Origin of the sequence: Nonomuraea sp. NPDC048881 (assembly GCF_040649795.1) — a bacterium.
GTDB lineage: Bacteria > Actinomycetota > Actinomycetes > Streptosporangiales > Streptosporangiaceae > Nonomuraea.
The window spans coordinates 741,056-762,195 of record NZ_JBEZGC010000003.1 but is presented as its reverse complement, the minus strand read 5'-3'; the positions used below and the strand labels follow the sequence as shown (position 1 = coordinate 762,195).

21 protein-coding genes are annotated in these 21,140 nt (G+C 72.1%); 13 read left to right on the top strand and 8 right to left on the bottom strand.

Features of this window, described 5'->3' with window-relative positions; translation table 11 throughout:
- Positions 1-85: 85 nt before the first annotated feature.
- Together AB0C33_RS14475 and AB0C33_RS14470 are read right to left on the bottom strand one after the other, a co-directional pair.
- Positions 86-994 carry an NmrA family NAD(P)-binding protein gene (locus AB0C33_RS14475; RefSeq protein ID WP_358287237.1) on the bottom strand — a complete coding sequence of 303 codons (909 nt, stop codon included), beginning with the start codon at positions 992-994 and terminating at the stop codon, positions 86-88.
- A gap of 180 nt (positions 995-1,174) precedes the next feature.
- Entirely contained in the window at positions 1,175-1,651 is a 477-nt protein-coding gene (locus AB0C33_RS14470; protein WP_358287235.1) for a MarR family transcriptional regulator, read from the bottom strand.
- Between the two features lie 116 nt (positions 1,652-1,767).
- On the opposite strand from AB0C33_RS14470, the gene AB0C33_RS14465 reads away from it, so the two are divergent.
- Positions 1,768-2,658, top strand: a complete 891-nt coding sequence (locus AB0C33_RS14465) for a carbon-nitrogen hydrolase family protein (protein ID WP_358287233.1) — start codon at positions 1,768-1,770, stop codon at positions 2,656-2,658.
- Positions 2,659-2,698: 40 nt separating this feature from the next.
- Here the strand turns inward: AB0C33_RS14465 and AB0C33_RS14460 are convergent, their stop codons facing one another.
- On the bottom strand, positions 2,699-3,667 hold the full coding sequence (locus tag AB0C33_RS14460; RefSeq protein ID WP_358287231.1) for a YafY family protein: 969 nt from the start codon (positions 3,665-3,667) through the stop codon (positions 2,699-2,701).
- Between the two features lie 62 nt (positions 3,668-3,729).
- On the opposite strand from AB0C33_RS14460, the gene AB0C33_RS14455 reads away from it, so the two are divergent.
- Together AB0C33_RS14455 and AB0C33_RS14450 are read left to right on the top strand one after the other, a co-directional pair.
- On the top strand, positions 3,730-4,716 hold the full coding sequence (locus AB0C33_RS14455) for an NADP-dependent oxidoreductase (protein WP_358287229.1): 987 nt from the start codon (positions 3,730-3,732) through the stop codon (positions 4,714-4,716).
- Positions 4,713-5,765 (top strand): winged helix DNA-binding domain-containing protein, encoded by a 1,053-nt coding sequence (locus tag AB0C33_RS14450; RefSeq protein ID WP_358287227.1) that lies wholly within the window; start codon positions 4,713-4,715, stop codon positions 5,763-5,765. The genes AB0C33_RS14455 and AB0C33_RS14450 overlap by 4 nt, the downstream gene beginning before the upstream one ends.
- 22 nt (positions 5,766-5,787) lie before the next feature.
- Here the strand turns inward: AB0C33_RS14450 and AB0C33_RS14445 are convergent, their stop codons facing one another.
- Together AB0C33_RS14445 and AB0C33_RS14440 are read right to left on the bottom strand one after the other, a co-directional pair.
- The gene (locus AB0C33_RS14445) at positions 5,788-7,206 is read right to left on the bottom strand and encodes a hypothetical protein (RefSeq protein WP_358287226.1); all 1,419 of its coding nucleotides are present in this window, start codon (positions 7,204-7,206) and stop codon (positions 5,788-5,790) included.
- Between the two features lie 124 nt (positions 7,207-7,330).
- Positions 7,331-8,161: an NAD(P)H-binding protein gene (locus tag AB0C33_RS14440; protein ID WP_358287224.1), complete on the bottom strand. Its 831-nt coding sequence runs from the start codon at positions 8,159-8,161 to the stop codon at positions 7,331-7,333.
- A 131-nt stretch (positions 8,162-8,292) separates the two neighbouring features.
- Between AB0C33_RS14440 and AB0C33_RS14435 the strand changes: the two genes are divergently transcribed.
- From AB0C33_RS14435 to AB0C33_RS14390, 10 genes are all read left to right on the top strand, one after another.
- Complete coding sequence (locus tag AB0C33_RS14435; RefSeq protein ID WP_358287222.1) at positions 8,293-8,757, top strand: MarR family transcriptional regulator; 465 nt, start codon at positions 8,293-8,295, stop codon at positions 8,755-8,757.
- A 179-nt stretch (positions 8,758-8,936) separates the two neighbouring features.
- Entirely contained in the window at positions 8,937-9,842 is a 906-nt protein-coding gene (locus tag AB0C33_RS14430; protein ID WP_358287220.1) for an LLM class flavin-dependent oxidoreductase, read from the top strand.
- 43 nt (positions 9,843-9,885) lie between these two features.
- On the top strand, positions 9,886-11,307 hold the full coding sequence (locus tag AB0C33_RS14425) for an FAD-binding oxidoreductase (RefSeq protein WP_358287218.1): 1,422 nt from the start codon (positions 9,886-9,888) through the stop codon (positions 11,305-11,307).
- Positions 11,308-11,560: 253 nt separating this feature from the next.
- Positions 11,561-12,553, top strand: coding sequence for an MBL fold metallo-hydrolase (locus AB0C33_RS14420; RefSeq protein WP_358287216.1), 993 nt, complete (start codon positions 11,561-11,563; stop codon positions 12,551-12,553).
- Between the two features lie 119 nt (positions 12,554-12,672).
- The gene (locus AB0C33_RS14415) at positions 12,673-12,834 is read left to right on the top strand and encodes a hypothetical protein (RefSeq protein WP_358287214.1); all 162 of its coding nucleotides are present in this window, start codon (positions 12,673-12,675) and stop codon (positions 12,832-12,834) included.
- Positions 12,835-12,973: 139 nt separating this feature from the next.
- Positions 12,974-13,549 (top strand): hypothetical protein, encoded by a 576-nt coding sequence (locus tag AB0C33_RS14410; protein ID WP_358287213.1) that lies wholly within the window; start codon positions 12,974-12,976, stop codon positions 13,547-13,549.
- Entirely contained in the window at positions 13,462-14,385 is a 924-nt protein-coding gene (locus AB0C33_RS14405) for an alpha/beta hydrolase (RefSeq protein WP_358287211.1), read from the top strand. The genes AB0C33_RS14410 and AB0C33_RS14405 overlap by 88 nt, the downstream gene beginning before the upstream one ends.
- Entirely contained in the window at positions 14,375-14,899 is a 525-nt protein-coding gene (locus tag AB0C33_RS14400; RefSeq protein ID WP_358287209.1) for a DUF402 domain-containing protein, read from the top strand. Before AB0C33_RS14405 ends, AB0C33_RS14400 begins: the two co-directional genes overlap by 11 nt.
- 181 nt (positions 14,900-15,080) lie before the next feature.
- Positions 15,081-16,514 carry an ABC transporter ATP-binding protein gene (locus tag AB0C33_RS14395; protein ID WP_358287207.1) on the top strand — a complete coding sequence of 478 codons (1,434 nt, stop codon included), beginning with the start codon at positions 15,081-15,083 and terminating at the stop codon, positions 16,512-16,514.
- Complete coding sequence (locus AB0C33_RS14390) at positions 16,511-18,238, top strand: ABC transporter ATP-binding protein (RefSeq protein WP_358287206.1); 1,728 nt, start codon at positions 16,511-16,513, stop codon at positions 18,236-18,238. The genes AB0C33_RS14395 and AB0C33_RS14390 overlap by 4 nt, the downstream gene beginning before the upstream one ends.
- Before the next feature lie 102 nt (positions 18,239-18,340).
- Here AB0C33_RS14390 and AB0C33_RS14385 read toward each other — a convergent pair whose 3' ends face one another.
- From AB0C33_RS14385 to AB0C33_RS14375, 3 genes are all read right to left on the bottom strand, one after another.
- Positions 18,341-18,838, bottom strand: a complete 498-nt coding sequence (locus AB0C33_RS14385; RefSeq protein ID WP_358287204.1) for a flavin reductase family protein — start codon at positions 18,836-18,838, stop codon at positions 18,341-18,343.
- On the bottom strand, positions 18,835-20,058 hold the full coding sequence (locus AB0C33_RS14380; RefSeq protein ID WP_358287202.1) for a styrene monooxygenase/indole monooxygenase family protein: 1,224 nt from the start codon (positions 20,056-20,058) through the stop codon (positions 18,835-18,837). The genes AB0C33_RS14385 and AB0C33_RS14380 overlap by 4 nt, the downstream gene beginning before the upstream one ends.
- 98 nt (positions 20,059-20,156) lie before the next feature.
- Complete coding sequence (locus AB0C33_RS14375; protein WP_358287200.1) at positions 20,157-21,140, bottom strand: AraC family transcriptional regulator; 984 nt, start codon at positions 21,138-21,140, stop codon at positions 20,157-20,159.

Here is a 21,140-nt window from a genome sequence, read left to right as displayed (position 1 = left end):
CTCCTGGCGCTCGACGCACGTCACGTGCCAGGAAGAATGCTTGGGCATGGCGAATCCGCCCAGAAAGGCCGCATCGTGGATGCGCTCAGGCCGTTGGCGCGGTCGCGCGCACGAAGTCCGTCACCGGAGTCGGCGTGATCTGCGGGTACCGGTCGTTGTCGAGGGCGGCGAACTTCCCCTTCCCCGTCACCATGCACCACTGGTACTGGAGAGCGACGTAGTCGAACGGGTTCCTGGTTCGGGCGGCTTGGCGTTCGATCTCCACGCGCAGCTCGTCGGCGGTGCCGAGGTGCCGCAGCTCCAGAGTGCGGCCCGAGCCGCGCTGGACGGCCTCGTGGAACTGCCGCATGGACAGCACGTCACCGGCGAAACGCAGCGTGCCGGTGGCCTGCCGGTCCAGGGCGACGGCGGCGGTGTAGGCGGCGGTGTCGGACACCGAGGTCAGGTCGAGCGGCTGATCGGGGTCGCCCCAGTGCGACAAAGTGCCCCGCTGCCAGTCGACCAGGCCCATGAAACCGACCATCACCTCGTAGAACGCCCCGTTGAGCACGGAGATCACCTCAAGGCCGGCGTCGGCGTACGCGGCGGCCGCACGGCGACGCCAGTCGGTCATGACGTTGTCGCCGTCGTCGAGCTTGGTCAGGTCGATGGCGAAGTCGGAGGGGACGAACCGGCGGGCGCCGGCCTTCGCGGCGGCGCGCGCCAGGTTGGCCTGGCCGTCCACGATCACGTCGGGGCCGCCTTGCACGACCGAGACGACGGTGACGGCGTCGCCGACGGCTTCGGCCAGCACCTCGGCCGGGTCGGTGACGTCGCCTTCCGCCACCTCCACGCCGCGCGACCGCAGCGCTGCGAGCGCGGCCCGCTTGCTCGCGTCGGCGCCGGGCCGGACCAGGGCGCGGACGGCGGCGCCCTGGTCGAGAAGGGAGCTGACGATCTGACGGCCGAGCAGTCCGGTGGCGCCGGCCACGAAGACCTTCGAGGCAGTGGGCACGATCACTGGCTCCTTTCGAGAGCGAATCGGTGTTTCGCCCAGGCCGGTAACGGCTCTTGGGGCGTCATGGCGTCCGTGCTGGACTCAGGAAGGAGAAGGAGCTTGCCGGCTGACGGCGCGAATTTCCGCAGCGCGGCAGCGAGCCTGGTGCTGTGTTTTCGTTCTATCCGCGCCGCAGGGTCATGCGCCCTTTTTGATCGCCTCGGCGAAGGCGGCGAGACCGTCGGCCAGATGCTCGATGTCGGACGGTTCCCAGCCCTCCATGAGCGCGGCGACGGCGGTCGTCCGGGCCTTCCAGAGTTCGCGGATGGCGAGCTTGCCCCCGCGCGTGACGCTCACCAGCCTCGCCCGGGCGTCGTCCGGGTCGGGCTGCCGCTCGATGAACCCGCGCGACTCCAGACGTTTGGCGGGGGGCGAGAGCGTGGACTTGTCCACCTCCATCAGTTCGGCCAGCACCGACAACCGCACGGGGGCGTGCAGGGAGATCTGCGCGAGCAGGGTGTAGTCGCCCAGCGACAACTCCAGCCCGGAGGCGGCCATGATCCGTCGCCGCGTCGTCGGGGCGAACATCCAGTTGCCCACGGTGGCCAGCGCCGCCGCCACCCGATCGGTGGCCTCGCGCAGCCGGACGTCGCCGTTCTCCGCCGTTCCCGACACCCCGGCCTCCTCCCATCCTTAGTTGGTTGGCTCAAACCAACCATAGGGAAGAGTGGCGGTTCATGCAAGTGCATTCACCGTGCCGGTCGAGGCGAGAATCGTGGTGACGGCCACCGGTGCGGCGACCGTGCACGACCTGGTCAACGGCAGGAGTTTCCCGTGATGGACGACGTCAACCAGGGTCCTGTGTGTTCTCGGGATCGCCGAGGACTGTTTCGAGGCGCCCAGGCCCTGCGCGTCCCCGGGATGGCGAGGACGTTACGGCTGGCGGTCGCGCAGAGCACGGTGCCCGAGGACCCCACCGATCCCGGCGCGCTGCGGGCGAGTGGCGCGCAGGTGCGCGGCCTGATGCGGTGCTGCACGAGGAGGCCGAGTCGATCGCCGACCTGGCAGGACGACTCGGGCTCTGGGTGGCCTTCGGCTCGATCCACCCGCTGACCCCGCCGAACCGGCCGCACAACAGCCTGTACGTGCTCTCCGACCAGGGCCGGCTGGTCACGCGCTACGACAAGCGGTTCTTGTCGAACACCGAGGTGTCGTTCCTGTACGCGCCCGGTTCGTCCCCGGTCGTCTTCGAGATCGACGGCATCCGGTTCGGGTGCGCACTGTGCATCGAGGCCGAGTTCCCCGAGGCGTTCGCCGAGTACGAGCGCCTGGACGTGGACTGCGTGCTGCTGTCGGTGATGGTCGACGACGCGACGCGAGCGGTCGTCGCGCAGGCGTACGGGAGGCTGTACGGCTACTGGCTCGGGTACTCCGTCCCGGCGCAGTTCAGCGCGACCGTCCCGTCAGGGGTCGTCGCGCCGGGCGGCCGCTGGCTCGCGCGCTGTCCGGCAGACGGCCGACCGGCCCTGGCCGTGGCAGATCTCGACCTGGACGCGACGGACGCCGACATCGACGTGTCGGTCCGCCTGGCCCGGCCCTGGCGACGCCTGGCACGCGCCGGACTCTATGACGATCACCTGGTGCCGGAAGATCCCCGCAGCGGGACCCGCACGGCATTCTGACCGTCGTCACGCGCCACCCGGCGACCCGAATGTGCGGCTGTCACCGCGACCCGGGGGACGATCTGTCGACGGCGTGGAGAAACCGGGTACCCCAGTCTCTGAGGTGATCGACGAACTCCGGCGATTCCAGCACCTCGAACTCCGCGCCGATGTTGCCCAGGGCCTGCGTGGGCCAGTCCAGGCTGGTGGAGGTCATCGTGAGCCGGCATCGATCGGGGGCGACCGGTTCGATCTCGCCCCATTGGCCGGCCCTCCGGCGTACCTGTTCCGCCGGTGCGTGAACCAGCGCGACGACGGTCTTGGCGGCGGGAACCTGGGCCGCGGTGCGGACGAACGCGGCGGCGTCCCCGCCGGGCAGCGGCCGTGGCAGGAAGGAGGCGCCGGCGTTGCGTGGCTGGGCCAGCCGGTCGAGGCGGAAGCTGCGCCAGTCGTGCCTGGTCAGGTCGTAGGCCACCAGATACCAGCGGCCCCCGAGCGCGACGAGGCGATGGGGCTCCACTTCGCGTTCGGTGCGCGCGCCGGCGCGTGCGACGTAGTCGAAGCGCAGCCTTTCCTGGTCCCGGCACGACTGGGCGATCATCGTCAGCACCTCCGCCGGGATCACCGGCCCGGCCGAGGCCGCCGAGACGGTCATCGCGCGCAGCGCGTTCACCCGAGCCCGCAGGCGGGACGGCAGAACCTGAACCACCTTGGTCAGCGCGCGCACCGCCGCCTCCTCCAGCCCCGCGATGCCGCTCTGCGCCGCGTCTCCCATGCCGACCGCCAGCGCGACCCCTTCTTCGTCGTCGAGCAGCAAAGGCGGCAGGACGGCCCCAGGCGCCAGCTGGTAGCCGCCGTCGGTGCCTCGGGAGGCGTGCACGGGATAGCCCAGCTCGCGCAGGCGATCGACATCGCGGCGAAGTGTGCGTTCCGACACGCCGAGCCGCTCGGCCAGATCCGCGCCCGGCCAGTGGCGGTGCGTCTGCAGCAACGACAGCAGGGTGAGGGTGCGGGAACTGGTGTTGGCCATATCGCCATTATCCGGATACTTCCGGTCAGAAACTGGCCGGAAGCCTTCCTAGAGTGGTCTCCATGATCACTCAAGAAGTTCAGTTGACCGCCCAGATCGCCGCCGTACCGGGCCCCGAGCACTTCACCGTCGCTCCCGCCGAGATCGAGGGGGAGGTCGTGGTCCGTACCGACTATCTGGGGCTGGCCGCCACCTTTCTCGAACTCATGCGCGCCGACTGCCACCTTCCGATCCCGGCCTGGCAGCCCGGCCGGCGGGTGGGCGTCATGGCGATCGGCACCGTGCTGCGCTCGGCGAGCCCTGACCTCCGGGAGGGCGACCTGGTCCAGTCGATGAGCGGCTGGAGCACGCACTCGGCGGGACCCGCGGCCTCCTACGTCAAGCTCGACCCGGACGCCTATCCCGACCCGACCTACCACCTGGCCCAGGGCCCGACCGCCTACCACGGCGTCGCGGACGTGGCCAAGGTCGGCGAGGGCGACGTCGTCTTCGTCTCCGGCGCGGCCGGCGGTGTCGGCTCGCTGGCCGGGCAGATCGCCCGCAACCTGGGCGCCAGGAAGGTGATCGGCAGCGCGGGCAGCCAGGCCAAGGCCGACTACCTCGTGGACGAACTCGGCTTCGACGCCGCCTTCGACTACCACCACGACCCGGTCGCCGCGCTCAAGGAACTGGCCCCGGAGGGCATCACCGTCTTCTTCGACACCGTCGGCGGCGCGTTGTACGACGCCGCGCTCGAAGTCGCCGCGCCGGGCGCCAGGTTCGCCCTGTGCGGATCGTTGTCCACCCAGCTCGGCGCCGCCGCCGACCGTTTCCCCGCGCCCGATCGCGACGCCGCCCTGGCCAGGGACGTCGAGCTGCTGCCGTTCTCCTGCCCCCACACCCCCGACCAGATCGCCGCCTGGCACCGCCACTTCCGCACAGCGCTCGACCAGGGCCGGTTCGTCTACCCGCGGACCGTCGTCGAGACCGGCATCGACGGCGTCCCCGGCGCGTTCCTGGCCCTGCTGCGCGGCGAGTACCGCGGCAACGTCTCGGTGCGGCTGGTATGACCGTCCTGTCCCGCCGGGCGCTCAACCGGGCCCTGCTCCAGCGGCAGTTCCTGCTGGAGCGGACCGACCTGACGGCCCTGGAGGTGATCGGCCGCCTGGTCGCCATGCAGGCGCAGGAGCCGAACTGGCCCTACGTCGGCCTGTGGGCCCGCATCCGCGACTTCACCCACGCCGACCTCACCGCCCTGCTCGCCCAGGGACGGGTCGTCCGGTCCGGTTTCCTGCGCAGCACGATGCACCTCGCCGCAGCCGACGACTTCCGTCGGCTGCGGCCGGTGCTGCAGCCCGTCCTGAACCGCACCGCCGACTCGGCGCACTTCCGGCGCAACAACGCCGGGCTCGACCCCGACACGCTGGTGGCCGAGGGACGCGCCCTGCTGCGGACCGGGCCGCTGCCCAGAAAGGAGCTCGCCGGGCGCCTCGCGTCCCTCCATCCGGGCCGCGACAGCCGGGTCCTGGCAGGTGAGGTCGAGCTGCGCACCCCGCTCGTCCACGATCCGGCCACCGCGTCCTGGGGCGGGTGGGGGACCCGCTCGTCGATCACCGTCAGCGCCGCGCCGGTCGAGGCCCCGCAGCCCGCCGCGCTCCGCGACCTGGTCCGCCGCTACCTGGCCGCCTTCGGGCCCGCCACCGTGGCGGACGTCCAGGCGTGGTGCGGGCTGACCCGGCTGGACCAGATCGTCTCGGACATGGGCTCGGACCTGCGCCACTACACCGGCCCCGACGGCCGGCGCCTGTTCGACCTGCCCGACGTCCCGCTCCCTGACCCCGACACCCCCGCGCCGGTGCGGCTGCTGCCCGCCTATGACAACGCCCTCCTGGGCCACGCCGACCGCAGCCGCATCATCGCCGACGCCGACCGCAGGCACGTCACCCCCGGACAGGCCAGGGTCCTGCCGACCGTGCTCGTCGACGGTTACGTCCGCGGCACCTGGTCCTTCACCGCAGGCGACGTACGACTGGCGCCGTTCGGCAGCCTCTCCCGGGACGAACAGCAGGCAGTGGACGACGAGATCAGCCGACTGCTGCCGTTCCTGTCGCGCCGCTGAACGCGACGACCAAGAACGGGTGTCACAGGACGGTCAGGTGGCCGTACCCGGACAGGGTCGCGGCGAGGTCGCCGGAGGTGCCGCGGAGTGTGGCGTCCAGGAAGGCGACGGTGGCGGCCGCGGTGATGCGCGGCCCGGCGGTCCGGCCGAGAGAGCCGATGAGCGCGGGCAGGGGCGGCATGAAGAGCGGCGCGTCGGTGAAGGTGAGGTGCGCCGTGCCGGGGACGGTGAGCCGGTAGCCGGTCGCCGTGCTGAGCTGGAGCACCCGCGTGAGGCGCGGGATGTAGTCCGGCGTCTCGCCCGGTTCGACGTCGTGGGTGAGCGCGAGCACGGGCTGGTGGAACGGTTGCGCGGCGGGGTCGCGGGGGAAGCCGTCCAGGTCGATGACGGCCGCGAAGCGGGGGTCCTGGCCGGCGGCCTGCAGGGCGGCGGCGCCCCCGAGGGAGTGACCGGTCGCCGCGGCGCGGCGGACGTCGAGGCGTCCGCTCAGGAGGCCCGGGATCTCTCCACGGTCCAGGCGGCCGAGCTGGGTGAGGACGAAGCTGAGGTCGGCGGCTCTGACCGCCGTCCATCCGGCCGCGCGTCTGTTGTCCTCCGCCTGGTCGCCGGTGGCCGCGACGTGCGTGCGGACCGCTCGGCCGTCGGCGAGGGTGACGACGGCCGAGTCGTACGGGTGGTCGAGTGCGGCCACGACGTACCCGCGGCCGGCCAGTTCCTCGGCCCAGGCGGTGTTCTGGGTGCGCACACCTCCGAGGCCGGGCGAGAACAGCACCAAGGGGAACCGGCCCCCGCCGGCCACCGGCGCGTCGGGCACCGAACGCGTGCGGGCGCGTGCCGGCTCGTCCAGCACGAAGGCGGGAAGGCCCAGGTACTCGGCCTGGCCACGGGCGACGACCTGGGCTTCGCGTGCCGTGCGGCCGAGGTACCGCGCGCGCTCGGCGTCCGGGGAGACGTCCTGCGCGGGATACCAGAGCTGGACGACCACCACCCGCTTGTCATCGGTCCTGGACGTGGCGGCTTCCGCCCGATCAGCGTCGCTCCACTGGACGACGGTGGTGCCGACGGCGTAGGCGCCCGACGGCTCGGGGAACACCGGCAGGGGCAGCGCCCACGCCGCCGTCGCGCCCGCGACGACCAGCGCCAGGCATGCCGCCGACCCCGGCAGCGCCAGCCACCATCGAGCCCGCCGCCCGGCACGCCACCCCAGCAGTGACGGCGCGGCGAAGGCCAGCGCGATGCCCCCGCCTGCGAAAACGGGGAGGAGTTGCCAGCGGATCCCGAGCACGGCCAGCACGCTCGCGGACACCACGAGGGCCGCCGCACCGGCCAGGATCGACGGCCGGCGCGCTCCGGACGGCAGCCATCGGGCCAGCACCAGCACGACGGCGGCTGCCAGGGCCAGGAGCTCCACGGGGGACAGGCCGAACACGGTCACGTTCATGTGATCACGGTGTCGCAATGACCTCGGCCGGACATCGGGCCCGAGGCCGAGAGCCGCATGCGACCCCGGTATGACCGCCGCGACCTGTCTGCGACCGGAGTCGCAAGCGGCCGCGCCGCGGCGATCAGGCCTGCCGGCCGATGAACGCCGCCCGGTTCTCCTCGGCCCAGGAGGCGAACGTCCGCGCGGGCGTGCCGGTCAGCTCCTCCACCACCGGCGTGAGCTCGATCGGACGGCCGTCGCAGCTCTGCCAGTAGTCCAGCAGGGCGTCCGCGAAGGCCGCGTTCATGTACTGCGCCATTTCGGCCGTCCACTCCTGCCTGGTGACGGGCCTGATCGCGATGTCCCGCCCGGTGACGTGGGAGAGGATCTCGATCTGGTCGGTGAACGTGAGCGACTGGGGCCCGGTCAGTGTGTACGCTCTGCCGCCGAGCGCGGGGTCGGCCAGAACGGCGGCCGCGACCGCCGCGATGTCCGCCTCGTGGATGGCGTCGACGTGCGCGTGCGGGTAGGGCAGGTTGATCGGCGTCCCCGACTTGACGGCCCATGACCACGCCATCGCGTTGCCGCAGAAGGTGCCGGGCCGCAGGACGGTGCTCGGCACGGGCGAGGCGGCCAGGGCGCGTTCCGGGACGAGATGCGTGGCGGCCAAGGGGTTGCTGTCGGGATCGGGCATGAGCACGGCGGCGGAGGACAGCAGCACGACATGCTCGACCCCGGCCGCCTCGGCCGCCGCGGCGAACTCCTGCGCGTGTGACGGCTCGGCGTACAGGAACACCGAGGTCACGCCTGCGAGCGCACGGTCAAAGGTGGACGGATCGCCCAGGTCGCACCTGACGACGGACGGGTCGGCGGGGGCCTTGGACGCCGGTCGTACAGACAAGCCCTGCTCGCGCAGGAGGCCGATGAGAGCGGTCGCGACGGCGCCGCGAGCGCCGGTGACAAGAGTGGTCATGTCGGTGCAGATCCCTTCGCAGACTCTTCGCGACGTGAGCGCGACGCCTGTCGATAGAATGAAAGCGCGACACAGAATTTGTGTCATGCAATGATTGCGTGACGAACATTATGAGGAGTACGGAGCCGCACGTGTCAAATCGAGCCGAGATGCTCAAGCGCATCAGCGACGAGAGTCAGCGCCACTACGCGGCCTACACGCTGTTCAACCAGGCCATGGCCGACCGGCTCGGCCTCCACCCCACCGACCTGCAATGCGTGGCCCTGCTCGATCTGGAGCAGGGGCCGATCAGCACCGGCGAGATCGCCCGCCTGGCCGGACTCACCCCCGGCTCGGCCACCCGCCTGGTCGACCGCCTGGACAAGGCGGGTCTCGTCGTGCGGCACGCCGACCCGGCCGACCGCAGGCGCGCCCTGGTCGCCCTGACCCCGGAGGCCCGTGCCCGGATCGGTGCAGCTTGGGACGTTCCCGGCAGGGCGTTCGTCGAGATGCTCGACCATTACGACGACGACGCGCTCGCCCTGATCGCCGACTACCTGGAGCGGGCCGCCTCGGTGGGCCGCGCACAGGCGCAGCGCCTCACGACGTCCGCCTAGAGCCTGGTGCGGAGGCGGCCGGGCCGGCCGGTTCGGAGCATGTCCGATCCGTACAAGCCCGATGCCGAGCTCGCTGAATATCGTCACGGCTGTGCGCCTCGGCGGGCGCATGAGGACGGCCGGAAATGGGCCGTCCGGATCGTTGTGCCCCAGTGAGATCTGGTTGAGACGGAGTGCTCGTGAATATTGGAATCGGTCTGCCGATCGCCGTTCCCGGACGTCCTGCGCGGGAGGTCAAGCAGTGGGCGGAGGACAGTGAGCGCCTCGGCTTCCACTCCCTGGGATCCATCGACCGCCTGGTCTACGACATCCTGGACCCGCTGGTCTCCCTCGGCGTCGCCGCGGCGGTGACCGAGCGCGTCCAGCTGTTCACCAGCGTGCTGAACGTCGGATGGCGGGGCAACCCGATCCTGTTCGCCAAGCAGCTCGCCACCGTCGACCTGATCTCGCAGGGCCGGCTCACGGCGGGCCTGGGCATCGGGGGCTGGCCGGACGACTTCACCCTCAGCGGCGCTCCCGGCAAGGGCCACGGCAAGATCTTCGACGACACCCTGACCGAGATGCGCCGCGTCTGGGACGGTGAGGTCACCAGCATCTCCGGCCCGACCCCGCTGCCCGGCGAGGGCCGTCCCAAGCTGCTCATCGGTGGCCTGATCCCCGCGGGCCATGCCCGCGCCGCCCGCTTCGGCGACGGCTGGGTGGCGCCGACGCTGAGCCTGGACCTGCTGGTGAACGGCGTCCAAGGCGTCACCGAGGCATGGGCCACGGCTGGGCGGCCCGGCAGGCCGCACATCCTCACCGGCCGCTACTTCTGCTGCGGTCCCGAGGCCGTCCGGCTCACCGACGAGTACGTGGCCCACTACTACGGCTCCAAGGAGTCGCCCTACTACGAGTCGGTCCGCGCCGACTCGCTCGACTCCGACGAGCGCCTGCTCAAGGAGCTGATCGCTCTGTCGGACGCGGGCGTCGACGACCTGGTGCTCTACCCGGTCAGCAGTTCCCTGGACCAGGTCCACCTGCTGGCCGAGGCGCTGGAGCGGGTGGGGGTCCGGCGGAATCCGACCTTCGAGTTCACCACGGGCTGACCTGGACCGCGCCACCTGAATGACGACACGTGAGGACATGCCAGTGATCGAGCAAATCCCGCCGACGGGCGGCCCCGCTCTGACCGCCGGCGCGGTGATGGGACTCGCCGGCAGCGTCAAGGGCCCGGTCTTCCTCCCCGGCGACCCGGGGTACACCGAGGAGGCGGAGGGCTTCGACCGCTCCGTCGTACACCACCCGGCCGTCATCGTCGGCGCGGCCGGCGCCGACGACGTGGTGGCCGCGGTGCGCTTCGCCCGCGATCATGGGCTGGGCGTCGCCGTACAGGCCACCGGCCACGGTGTGGGGCCACCCGCCGACGGGGCCCTGCTCATCTCCACGCGGCGCATGGACGGCCACCGGGTCGACCCCGAGCGCCGCACCGTGCGGCTGGAGGCGGGCGTGCTGTGGCGGGAGGTCATCCAGTCCGCCGCCCGCCACGGCCTGGCCCCGCTGAACGGCTCGGCGCCGTTCGTCGGCGCCGTCTCCTACACGCTGGGCGGCGGCATCGGCGTGCTGTCCCGCCGCTACGGTTACGCCGCCGACCACGTACGCTCCATCGAGGTCGTCACCGCCGACGGCGAACCGCGCACCGCCTCGCAGGAGGAGAACACCGACCTGTTCTGGGCGCTGCGCGGCGGCAAGGGCAACTTCGGGGTGGTCACCTCACTTGAGGTGGAACTGGTGGAGGTGTCGCGGATCTACGGCGGCGGCCTGTTCTTCGCGGCCGAGTCGATCCGTGACGTGCTGCACTTCTACCGCACATGGGTCACCCAGGTGCCCGACGAGCTCAGCTCCTCCTTCCTGATGATGCCCTGGCCCGATGTGCCCGAGGTCCCCGGGGAGTTGCGCGGGCGTTTCGTCCTGCACCTGCGCCTGAGCTACCTCGGCTCGCCGCAGGACGGCGCCCGGCTGGTCAAGCCGCTGCGCGAGATCGCCACGCCGCTGCTCGACACGGTCACCGACCTCCCGTACACCGAGGTCGGCAGCATCCACAACGATCCGCCGACGCCCGGCTCGTACCACATCGACAACTTCCAGCTCACCCACCTCGACCATGACGCCGTCGAGGCGATTTTGGCGCTGGTGGGCCCCGGGTCGAACAGCGCGGTCGGCATCGAGATCCGTCATCTCGGCGGCGCCCTCGCCCGGCCGCCGCGCCTGCCGAACGCGGTCGCGCGCACCGCCGCCCAGTTCCAGCTGTACTCCGCGGGTGTCCTCGGCATCGGCGAGGACGAGGCCGTACATGCCGGGCACGACCGGGTCGTCCAGACCCTCGCCCCATGGAACAGCGGGATGCGCACGCTCAACTTCATGGCGGGCGTCGCCCACACCGATCCGGAGGACGTGCGGCAGGCGTTCACACCGGAGGCGTACGAGCGGCTGGTCGCCGTCAAGACGGCCCACGACCCCGGCAACGTGTTCCGCTTCAACCACAACATCCCGCCGGCGCCGACGCCTGGGTGAGGCAGTCTGTTGAGGTCCTTCCGGAGGCTGCGGCCGAGCCCGCGGTCGGCGAACGGGGGTGCGCCGGAGTCTGCGGCGGCGACGGTGATCGTCCCCCTGCCGGAACAGCAGCGATATCCACTTGGCTATCGCCCGGCGTCCCATACCAGTATTGGACGCCACAAGATCTGTTCTGATCTGCTGGACCGGCATCGACGTCACTCCGGGCCGATCTGATCAGGATCTGTGCCCGTGAAAGAGCAGGTGTTCGACCATGTCCCTCGGGCAGTCCGTCCCATCCCGCCGTGCGTTGCTGGCCGCCGCGGCCCTCCTGCCGCTGGCCGGCCGCCCGGTCGAAGCCGCGGCCGCCACCGCCCCCAGGCGTGCTCGCCGCTACTACGACCGCGCGGCCGCGCTGGCGGGGGACGACCCGGTGCTGCGGGCCCTGGTCAAAGCGCTCGCGCCCGACCTCACGATGCCGGAGCCGAAGCCCCTCGGCCCGTTGCGCGTCTTCGACGACGTGGCGGTGGTGGGCACCACCTTCGTGCAGGCCACGGCGCTGTTCACGTCCGGGGGCATCGTCCTCGTCGACGCGATGGGATCCCCGGACGACGCCGAGAAGATCATCGTGCCGGGGCTGCGCGCCGTGGGCGCGGACCCCGCACAGATCAAGTACGTGGTGGTCGCCCACGGCCACGCCGATCACTTCGGCGGCGCCCAGTTCCTCGCCGACCGCTACGGCGCCCGCGTCATGATGAGCCGGAACGACTGGGACCTCATCGCCGCCGAGCGTCCCGCGAACGCGCCCGAACGCGACCTGGAGATCGCCGACGGCCAGAAGCTCACCGTCGGCGGCACCACCATCGCCTTCCACCACACGCCCGGGCACACGCCCGGCACCGTCTCGTCGATCTTCCCCGTGCACTGGAAGGGACGGCGGCACACCGCGATGTTCTGGGGCGGCACCAACCCGCCCGCCGCGACCGCCGGCAAGCGCACCACCCTGGCCTCTGTGCTCGCCTTCGCCGCCACGATGCGGCGGGCGGGGGTGGAGGTCGAGCTGACCAACCACGGCGGCGTGGACGACGGCCTGACCCGCATCGAGCAGCTGCGCGCCGGAACGACGGGCGCGGCCAACCCGTTCGTCATCGGCCGGGCCAGGACACAGCGCTTCATGAAGGTCATGGAGGTCATGATGCGCGGCCGCATCGCCCAGGACGAGGAGACGTCCGCCGCACGCGGCCGACGGACCCTCGCCTGCTGCTGACCAGGCGGGCGCTGCTCACCGAAGCCGGCATCCGGACCCTTCCGGTCATTTACGCCCTCGGCGACTGGGGCCTCGACTGGCGTCCGGGCAGCGACGACCTCCGCAGCCGGCAGCAGGCCATGCGGGACGAGGGCCCGGCGTTCATCGAGGAGCTGATGGACGAGCTGCGCGTCCGCCACCTCGGCGCCCCGCCGAAGCCGCACGACGGCCCCGGCCCGTTCGAACGCCTCGACGCCGCCCGCGCCGCGGCCGCCCCCCAAGAACACGTCGATCAACGGTGACGGCTGCGAGCTGGTGGCGGCGGCCGAACGGCGACAACGGGCGACGCCTTCCCCGGCCTGCCCTCGGCGTCACGTCGTAACGGCTCCGCGGTGGATATCGAGTGGCCGGTCTCGCGGTGAACCGGGACAATCGCCTGTCGTGATGGGCATCTCCGGCTTCGAGCCGACCTTTCTCGTCGGACTCGAAGCCGTCCGCGAGCACCACGGGCCGCGCCTGGCCGCGCTTGCCGGTCGGCGGCTGAGTGGCTTCGCGCTCGTACGTTTCGTCGAGGACGGGGACTGGTATGCCGACTGCCCCGTCGTCCTGGACTTCGACGGCGTCCAGGTGGAGCTCTGCCACTGGAAGTTCGATGAGCTGTCGATCGGCTGGAACGCCATCGACACGACGGCCCCTGTCACCGGCTGGGAGGAGGACGAGCTCACTCCGGCGTGGTCCAGCGCCGACGAACGGCTGGAGTCGTTCGTCGGCCGGGAACTGCGCGAGGTTGCCCTGCTCGAGTGGCGGCCTTCACGTCCCGACGTGGCGGCCGGCACCCTCGCGGTGGAGTTCGCCTTCGGCACGGGACGCTTCCACGTCGCCAACGCCCTCGACGAGAACAGCATCGAGGTCGGCGACGCCCATCCGGAATGGGTGCGGCACCCGCTGGGCCCCGCAAGCCGTATCTCCCGAAGCCGACCGGCCCGCACCGGGTCGGCACGACGTCCCTGCACCTGACCGACGCCTCCCGTCCCGACCCGTGGGTCCCCGCGGCCAGGGCGAGGGAGCTCATGGTCTCCCTGTGGTACCCGACGGCGGCGCAGGCCGGACGGCGGGCGCCGTACGTCACCCCCAAGGAGTCGGAGCTGCTCCTGAAGGGATCGGGGATCAAGGAACTGGAGAACATTCCGCCGGACGGGCTGAGCCGCACCCGTACGAACGCCCTCGAAGACGCCGAGCCCTCGGGACGCCGGCGCGGCCTGCCGCTCGTGGTGCTGTCGCCCGGCTTCACCTGGCCGCGCAGTTCCCTCACGGGTCTGGCCGAGGACCTGGCGAGCAGGGGGTACGCGGTGGCCGGCATCGACCACACCTACGAGAACTTCGCCACCACCTTCCCTGACGGGCGGATCGCCACCTGCGCCGCCTGCGCGAACGTCGACGACGACGACTTCGGCCAGAGGGTGATCAGAAGCCGGGCGATCGACACGCGCTTCGTGCTCGACCGGCTGACCGGGTCGCGGCCCGCGTGGAAGGGCGGCGCCCTGATCGATCCGGCCCGGATCGCGATGGCGGGCCAGTCCATCGGCGGCGCCGCCGTCCCGGAGACCATGCTGCAGGACGCCCGGGTACGCGCGGGGATCAACATGGACGGCAGCCTGTTCCTCCCGATCCCCGACGGCGGACTGGCGCGGCCGTTCATGCTGATGGGCGCCCCCTCGAACGACGGCACCTGGAGACGCGACTGGGAACGCCTGACCGGGTGGAAACGCTGGCTGGTGGTGAAGGGGGCGCTGCACCCGTCGTTCACCGCCCGGCCATCCCGGCGCGGTCATACTGCGATTCGTGACTCTTGAACAGGTACGTGTCCACCACCGCACCGGGCAATGGTGCTCCGGCGTCCGAACCGGCGACAACATCGTGGCCTACGACGTCGAGATCCTTGCCCCTTGGCGGGTTCCCGGCCGTCCCACGACCGATCGCTGCTTCGTGATCGCCGACGAAGGGGTGCAGATCCGGAGGCCGGTCACCTTCGTGGACGCACTCGAAGGCGGGTGGTACATCGACCTGGTCGAGGTGGAGGAGGCGAGTCCGAAACGGCTGACGGTCCGCGACCTCTACGTGGACATCGTCGTGCCCCCGGCCGGCCACCGCTACGAGGTCCTGGACCTCGACGAGCTGGCCGACGCGCTGCGGGGCGGCGTCATCGACGCCGCCACCACGGTCGGGGTGCTGCGCAACACCCAGCGCTTCATCGACAGGCATCTGCGCAACCTCAACCAGGACCCGCCGAACTCGTGGCCGGACTTCCCGCCCGCAGCCGTGCTGGACCTGGCCGACCTGCCGCCCTTCGACGTCACACGGGGCTGAACCAAGGCGTCCTCGGCCCCGAAGCGACCGCGGGCCGCCACGGAGGAACCCCGCCGGCCGGCCGGTACGGCCATGGTCTACCGTGATCGCCATGAAGGCGGCTGCTCGGTATTTGTGCTGGTTGGCGTGGGCGCAGAAGGGCCGGGTCGCTTTAGGCGCGACCCTTGGCACCCTGTGGACGGTGGGCCTCACGCTCCCGCCGTACCTGCTGTCGAGGGCGATCGACGACGACCTGGCGCCCGGCTGGGTGCTGGCGCTGCTCGGCGCCGGCCTGGTCAACGCCTGGCTGGCGATGATGCGGCACCGTACGATGACCAAGATCCGGATGGACGCCAACTTCCGCACGGTGCGCGCCCTGGTGGAGCAGATCAACACGCTCGGCGCGGACCTGAACAGGCGCACCTCGGCAGGCGAGGTCGTGACGATCGGCATCGGCGACGTCATCACGATCGCCGCCGCGCTGACGGTGACCGGCCCCGGGGTGGGCGCGGTGATCAGCTACGGGGTGGTGGCGGCGCTGCTGCTGCAGGTCTCCGTGGTGCTGGCCGTGGTGGTGCTGCTCGGCGTGCCGGTGCTGGGGATCGTGCTCGGGCCGCTGCTCGGGCGGTTGATGAAGGTGCAGAACGGCTACCGCGAGAGCCAGGGCAGGCTGACCGCCCGGCTGGTGGACCTGATCGAGGGGCTGCGGGTGCTCAACGCGTTCGGCGGCAAGGGCGCCTACGCCGAGCGTCACCTCGCCGACTCGGCGCGCCTGCGCGAGCAGGGGTACCGGGTGGCGTCGCTGACGAGCTGGATCGGCGCGCTGGGCGTCGGGCTGCCGGCGCTGTTCCTGGCCGCGGTGACCTGGCTGGGCGCCAGGCTGGCCGCGGAAGGCGCGATCACGGTGGGCGAGCTGGTCGGCGTGTACGGATACATCGCCATGCTGGTGGTCCCGGTGTCCTTCTTCATCGAGGGCAGCTTCCAGATCAGCCACGGCCTGGTCTCCGCCCGGCGGGTCACCCGCTTCCTCGCGCTGCGGCCCGGCGACCGGCCCCGCTCCACCGAACCGCAGATCACGCCGGGCAGCTTCGTGGGGCTGGTCAGCGCCCGTCCAGAGGAGAGCGTGGCGCTGCTGGAGAGCCTCGGCGGGTTCGACGGCACGTCGTTGATCGCCGACCACGACGCCGCGCTGTTCACCGGTACGCTGCGCGAGGTCCTGCAGGGCCGGGGCGAGGCCGACGACGAGACCATCCGTCGCGCGGTCGGCGTCGCCGCCGCCCAGGACGTGGTCGCCGGGCTGCGCCACGGCCTGGACTCCGTGATCGAGCCGGGCGGCCGCAACCTGTCGGGCGGCCAGCGCCAGCGGGTGCGCCTGGCCAGGGCGCTGGTGGCCGATCCCGAGCTGCTGCTCGCGGTGGACCCGACCTCCGCGCTGGACGCGCACACCGAATCCCTGCTCGCCCAGCGCCTTCGTGCGGCGCGCGCCGGCCGCACGACGGTCGTCGCCACCACGTCGCCGCTGCTGCTCGCCCAGGCCGACGAAGTCCTCCTGATCGAGGACGGCCGGGTGGCCGCCACCGGCACCCACCGTGACCTGCTGGACTCCAGCGACGCGTACCGGACGGTGGTGTCGTGACCCGCGACCTCCCCGTCGCCGACCGCAGGCGCGTACGGCAGGCGGCCCTGCGCCTGATCCGCCGTGACGTCCCGGGGTTCACCGCCACCCTGCTCCTCAACGGCCTGGCGGCGGCCGCGGCCCTGGTCAGCCCGTGGCTGCTGGGCCGCATCATCGACACCATCTCCGCCGGCGGGGCGATCGACCTGCTCGCCGCGGTCGCCGTGGGTGGGGCGCTGCTGCAGCTCGTCCTGTCCCGATACGCCGAGCGGACCGGCGCCCGCTTCAGCGAACGGGTCCAGGAGCACATCCGCCAGGAGTTCCTCGACCGCGTGCTCGCCCTGCCCGCCGCCACCGTCGAGCACGTCCGCACCGGAGACCTGACCGCCCGCGGCACCACGGATGTCAGCGTGGTCGGGTACACCCTGCGCAACGCCGCCCCGGCCGTGCTGATCTCCTCCCTGCAGGCGCTCTTCCTCGTCGCGGCCGTCTTCCTGGTCGACCCGCTGCTGGGAGCCTGCGGCCTGGTCGCGCTCGCCGGCGTCGCGGCCGCCTCCCGCTGGTACCTGCGCCGCGCCCGCGACGCCTACCTGGAGGAGGGGGCCGCCCGCTCGGAACTGGCCGAACACCTGGCCGCGGGCGCCGCCGGCGCCCGCACGATCGAAGCCCTCGGCCTGCAGGACCGGCGCACCCGCGCCGCCGAGCGGGTGATCGAGCGCGGCCGGGTGGCCCAGCTGCGCACCCTCTTCCTGCGCGGCGTCCTCTGGCCGTCGGTGGAGGTCTCCGCCCTCCTCCCGCCGGTGCTGGTCCTGCTGCTCGGCGGCATGCTGCTGGACGGCGGCCAGGTCACCCTCGGCGCCGTCGTCTCGTGCGTGCTCTACCTGCGCCAGCTCCAGCAGCCCATCGAGACCGTCCTCATGTGGATGGAACAGCTGCAGAGCAGCGGCGCCGCCTTCGCCCGGATCGAAGGGCTCCGGCTCCCGGCGGCGCAGACCGGCGTGGCCGCCCCCGAACCCCGGGACGACCACATCGTGGCGGCCGGCGTGCACTTCGCCTACGAATCGACCGGCGACGTCGTCACCGGCGTGGACCTGACCGTGCGGCCCGGCGAGCGCCTGGCCGTCGTCGGCCCCTCGGGAGCCGGCAAGTCCACGCTCGGCAAGCTGCTGGCCGGCATCGACCGGCCCCGCCTCGGCACGGTCACCGTCGGCTCGGTCCCGGTCGCCGACCTGTCTCCCGCCCAGCTGCGCAAGCACGTCGTGCTGGTCACTCAGGAGCAGCACCTGTTCCTCGGCACCGTCCGCGACAACCTCCGGCTGGCCGACCCCACGGCCGACGACAACCGGATGGAGAAGGCCCTCGCGGCGGTCGGCGCCGACTGGGTGGCCTCGCTGGACGACGAGCTCGGCCCGCATTCCTCCGGCGGCGAACTCGGCCCCGACCGGGTGCAGCAGCTCGCCCTGGCCCGGGTCATCCTGGCCGACCCGCACACCGTCATCCTCGACGAGGCCACCGCCATGCTCGACCCGCGTACGGCCCGGCGCGCCGAACGGTCGCTGGCGGCGGTGCTGGACGGGCGCACGGTGATCGCGATCGCGCACCGGCTGCACACGGCGCGGGACGCGGATCGGGTGGTGGTGATGGAGGGCGGCCGCGTCGTGGAGGTCGGCGCGCACGACGAGCTGGTCGCGGCCGGCGGGGTCTATCGGGGGTTGTGGAACTCCTGGCACGGCTCGCGCCCTTAGCGGGCGGCCTGCCGGGCGTGCCGGTCCTCCGGGTGGAGGACCGGTCCGGCCGGCCGGCCGTGGCCGCGGCGCCCGCGCAGGACTGACGCCCCCCGGCGGCCGTCACGCGTGGCTGGCCACCCGGCCTTCGCCGGCGCTCATCTCGGGCCAGAACTCCCGGTACCGGCCGGAGTGGAAGACCAGCGGCTCGCCCCCGGCCCGCTGGAAGCGTTCCACCGCTCCGACGAGGATGTGGTGGTCGCCGCCGTCGTGGACGCGCTCGGTGCGGCAGACGAAGCTGGCCAGCGTCCCGGCGAGGATCGGCAGCGGCGTGCCGAGCAGCTCCACCCCGGCGAACTTGTCGGCCGAGGGGGTGGCGAAGCGGCTGGACAGGTGGCCCTGGTCGGCGGCCAGGACGTTGACGGCGAACCGCCCGGCCCGCAGGAAGAGCGGCGCGCTGGGCGCCCGGTTCGACAGGCACCACAGCAGCAGCGCCGGATCGAGTGAGACCGAGGTGAGGGAGTTGACGGTCACGCCGGCCCGCTCCCCGTCGGCGGTCACCGTCGTGATCACCGCCACCCCGGTCGCGAACTGCCCGAAGGCGTCACGGAGCGATCTCATGCCGTCACCCTGCCCAGATAGGTCTCGGCACGGCCGGCGTCCATGAACCACTCGGCGTAGTCGGCCGGGTCGTCGAAGCCGTTGACGAAGCGGGAGGCGATCTCCGGGCGCTGACCGGCCGCGCCCAGCAGCGCCAGGTGGTGCGGCTCGGCCGGCGCGAGCAGGGCGTTGGTCCAGTTCGTGACGTGCTGGGCCTGCGTCCAGAACCGGTCGAAGGTCTGCCGCATCCACTCGGCGTCGAACGGCCGGTCGCCGCGTTCCACGATGGCCCGCAGGTAGGTGGCGGCGCACTTGGCGGCGTTGTTGCTGCCCTGCCCGGTGATCGGGTCGTTGAGCACCACGACGTCGGCGACGCCGAGCACCGGCGCGCCGGAGGGCAGCTCGGCCACCGGACGCCGGACGGTGGGGGCGAAGCGGCCGGTCAGCACCGCGTTGGCGTCGGTGAGCTCGATGCCGGCGCAGCGCTCGGCCTCCCACGGGAAGAAGGTCTCCAGGATCCGGCGGCTGCGGGCCAGGTGCTCGGCGGGGCCGCGGACGTCGCCCCAGCAGTCCATGGGGCCGTCCGGGACGCCCTCGAACACCATGATCTCGCAGGGGCCGGTGTGCGTGAGCGCGGGGAAGGCGAAGTACTCGCCCACGCCGGGCAGCAGGTTGAAGCAGACCGCCGAGTGACCGGGACGCGGGGCGAGGCCGTTGACGTAGGTGACGGCCAGCGCGCGCTGCGGGGTGGCGTAGGGGGAGCGGACGGGGTCGCGTTCGAAGAGCGAGGCGATCTGGCCCTTGCCCGCGGCGACCAGGACCAGGTCGTACCGGGCCGCGTAGCTCTCCAGGTCGTCGGGGGTGGCGTCGTGCAGGACGAGCTTGCCGCCGAGCCGCTCGAACTCGCCCAGCCACGCCGGCATCTTCAGCCGCTGGTCGACCGAGCGGGCGGGGACGGCCAGCCGCGCCGCCCAGTCGAGGGCCTTGCCGCCCTCCGGGCTCGGGACCGTGAGCGCGATGCCCTCGATGGGCGGGCAGACGTCGGCCCACCAGTCGAGGCCGAGCTCGCGCTCGTGGGCCTGCGCGGTGCCGAACATGGCCTGACCGGACATCACCCGGCCGTCGCGGATGGACTCGGGGGTGCGGTTGGAGACCACGGTCACGTCGTAGCCGTGCTGGAGCAGGCCGATGGCCAGGTGGAGACCGGCCTGGCCGGCGCCGACGATGAGGATGTCGCGCATGGTGGTGTCCTTCTGGTGTGGTGTGGAGGATCAGATCGGCGCCTGCCAAGAACGGTACGGGCGGCGCGTGCGCCCGTGCCATCCGCTGAGCGCGGATCTCATCCGCCTGACGCGGGACCTCTGCGCAACGTCTCCGACGGCTGCTGCCCGTACCTCTCGCGGTACTGGGCGGCGAATCGTCCCTGGTGCAGGAATCCCCATCGGGCGGCCACCGTGGTCACCGTGGCCCTGGCCGGGTCGGCCGTCCTGAGCTCGTCGTGCACGCGCGTCAGCCGCACCTGCCTGAGGTGTGCCATCGGGGACAGCCCGAGATGCGCGCGGAAACCCTCCTGCAGGGAGCGGCTGCTCACCGCGACGGCGCCGGCGATGTCCGTGGTGCTCAGCGGCAGGTGGGCGTGCCCTTCGATGAACTCCATCGCCCGGCGCACCACCTTCGGCAGCGCGGGCGGCCTGGGGGCGGTCAGCCGGTCCAGGTAGTTGGAGGGCTGCATGGTCAGCAGCAGGGTGATCAGGGCGTTCTCCAGATGGGCGACGGCCAGCGGGTGGCCGGCCAGCCCGTCGTCCCGCTCGGCCTCCCTGACCAGCAGGTCGGCCATGTCGCGCCAGGAGCGGGTCCAGCCGGTCGTCAGGTCCATGCCGAGGTCGAAGACGACCGGGCCGTCGAGCGGCTCGCCGAGCATCTGCTCCAGCGCGTGTTCGATCGCCGTGCGCTCGAACTTGACCAGCAACTGCGGGCAGCCGGCGGCCCAGCGCATGTCGAGGTGGCGGGTCGGCGAGGGCAGCGAGGCCAGGGACGGGGAGGAGACGACCTCCTCGTCGCCGGCGCGGATCAGGCTGCGTCCGGCGAGCGGGATCATGACCAGGAAGAACGTGTCGAGGTCGCCCGGCTCGATGTGCACGTCGGCCCCGTAGTCGAGGTAGCTGACGCGGACCGAGCCGAGCTGCACGGAGTTGAACCGGGCCGACAGCAGGTCCGCGTCCCCGGCCAGGTCCAGCCGGTGCGGGCAGAACACCTTGGCGACCTCGCCGCGGACCTCGTCGAGGTCGGAGCTGGCGAAGACGGCACGGTTGCTGAGGAGCAC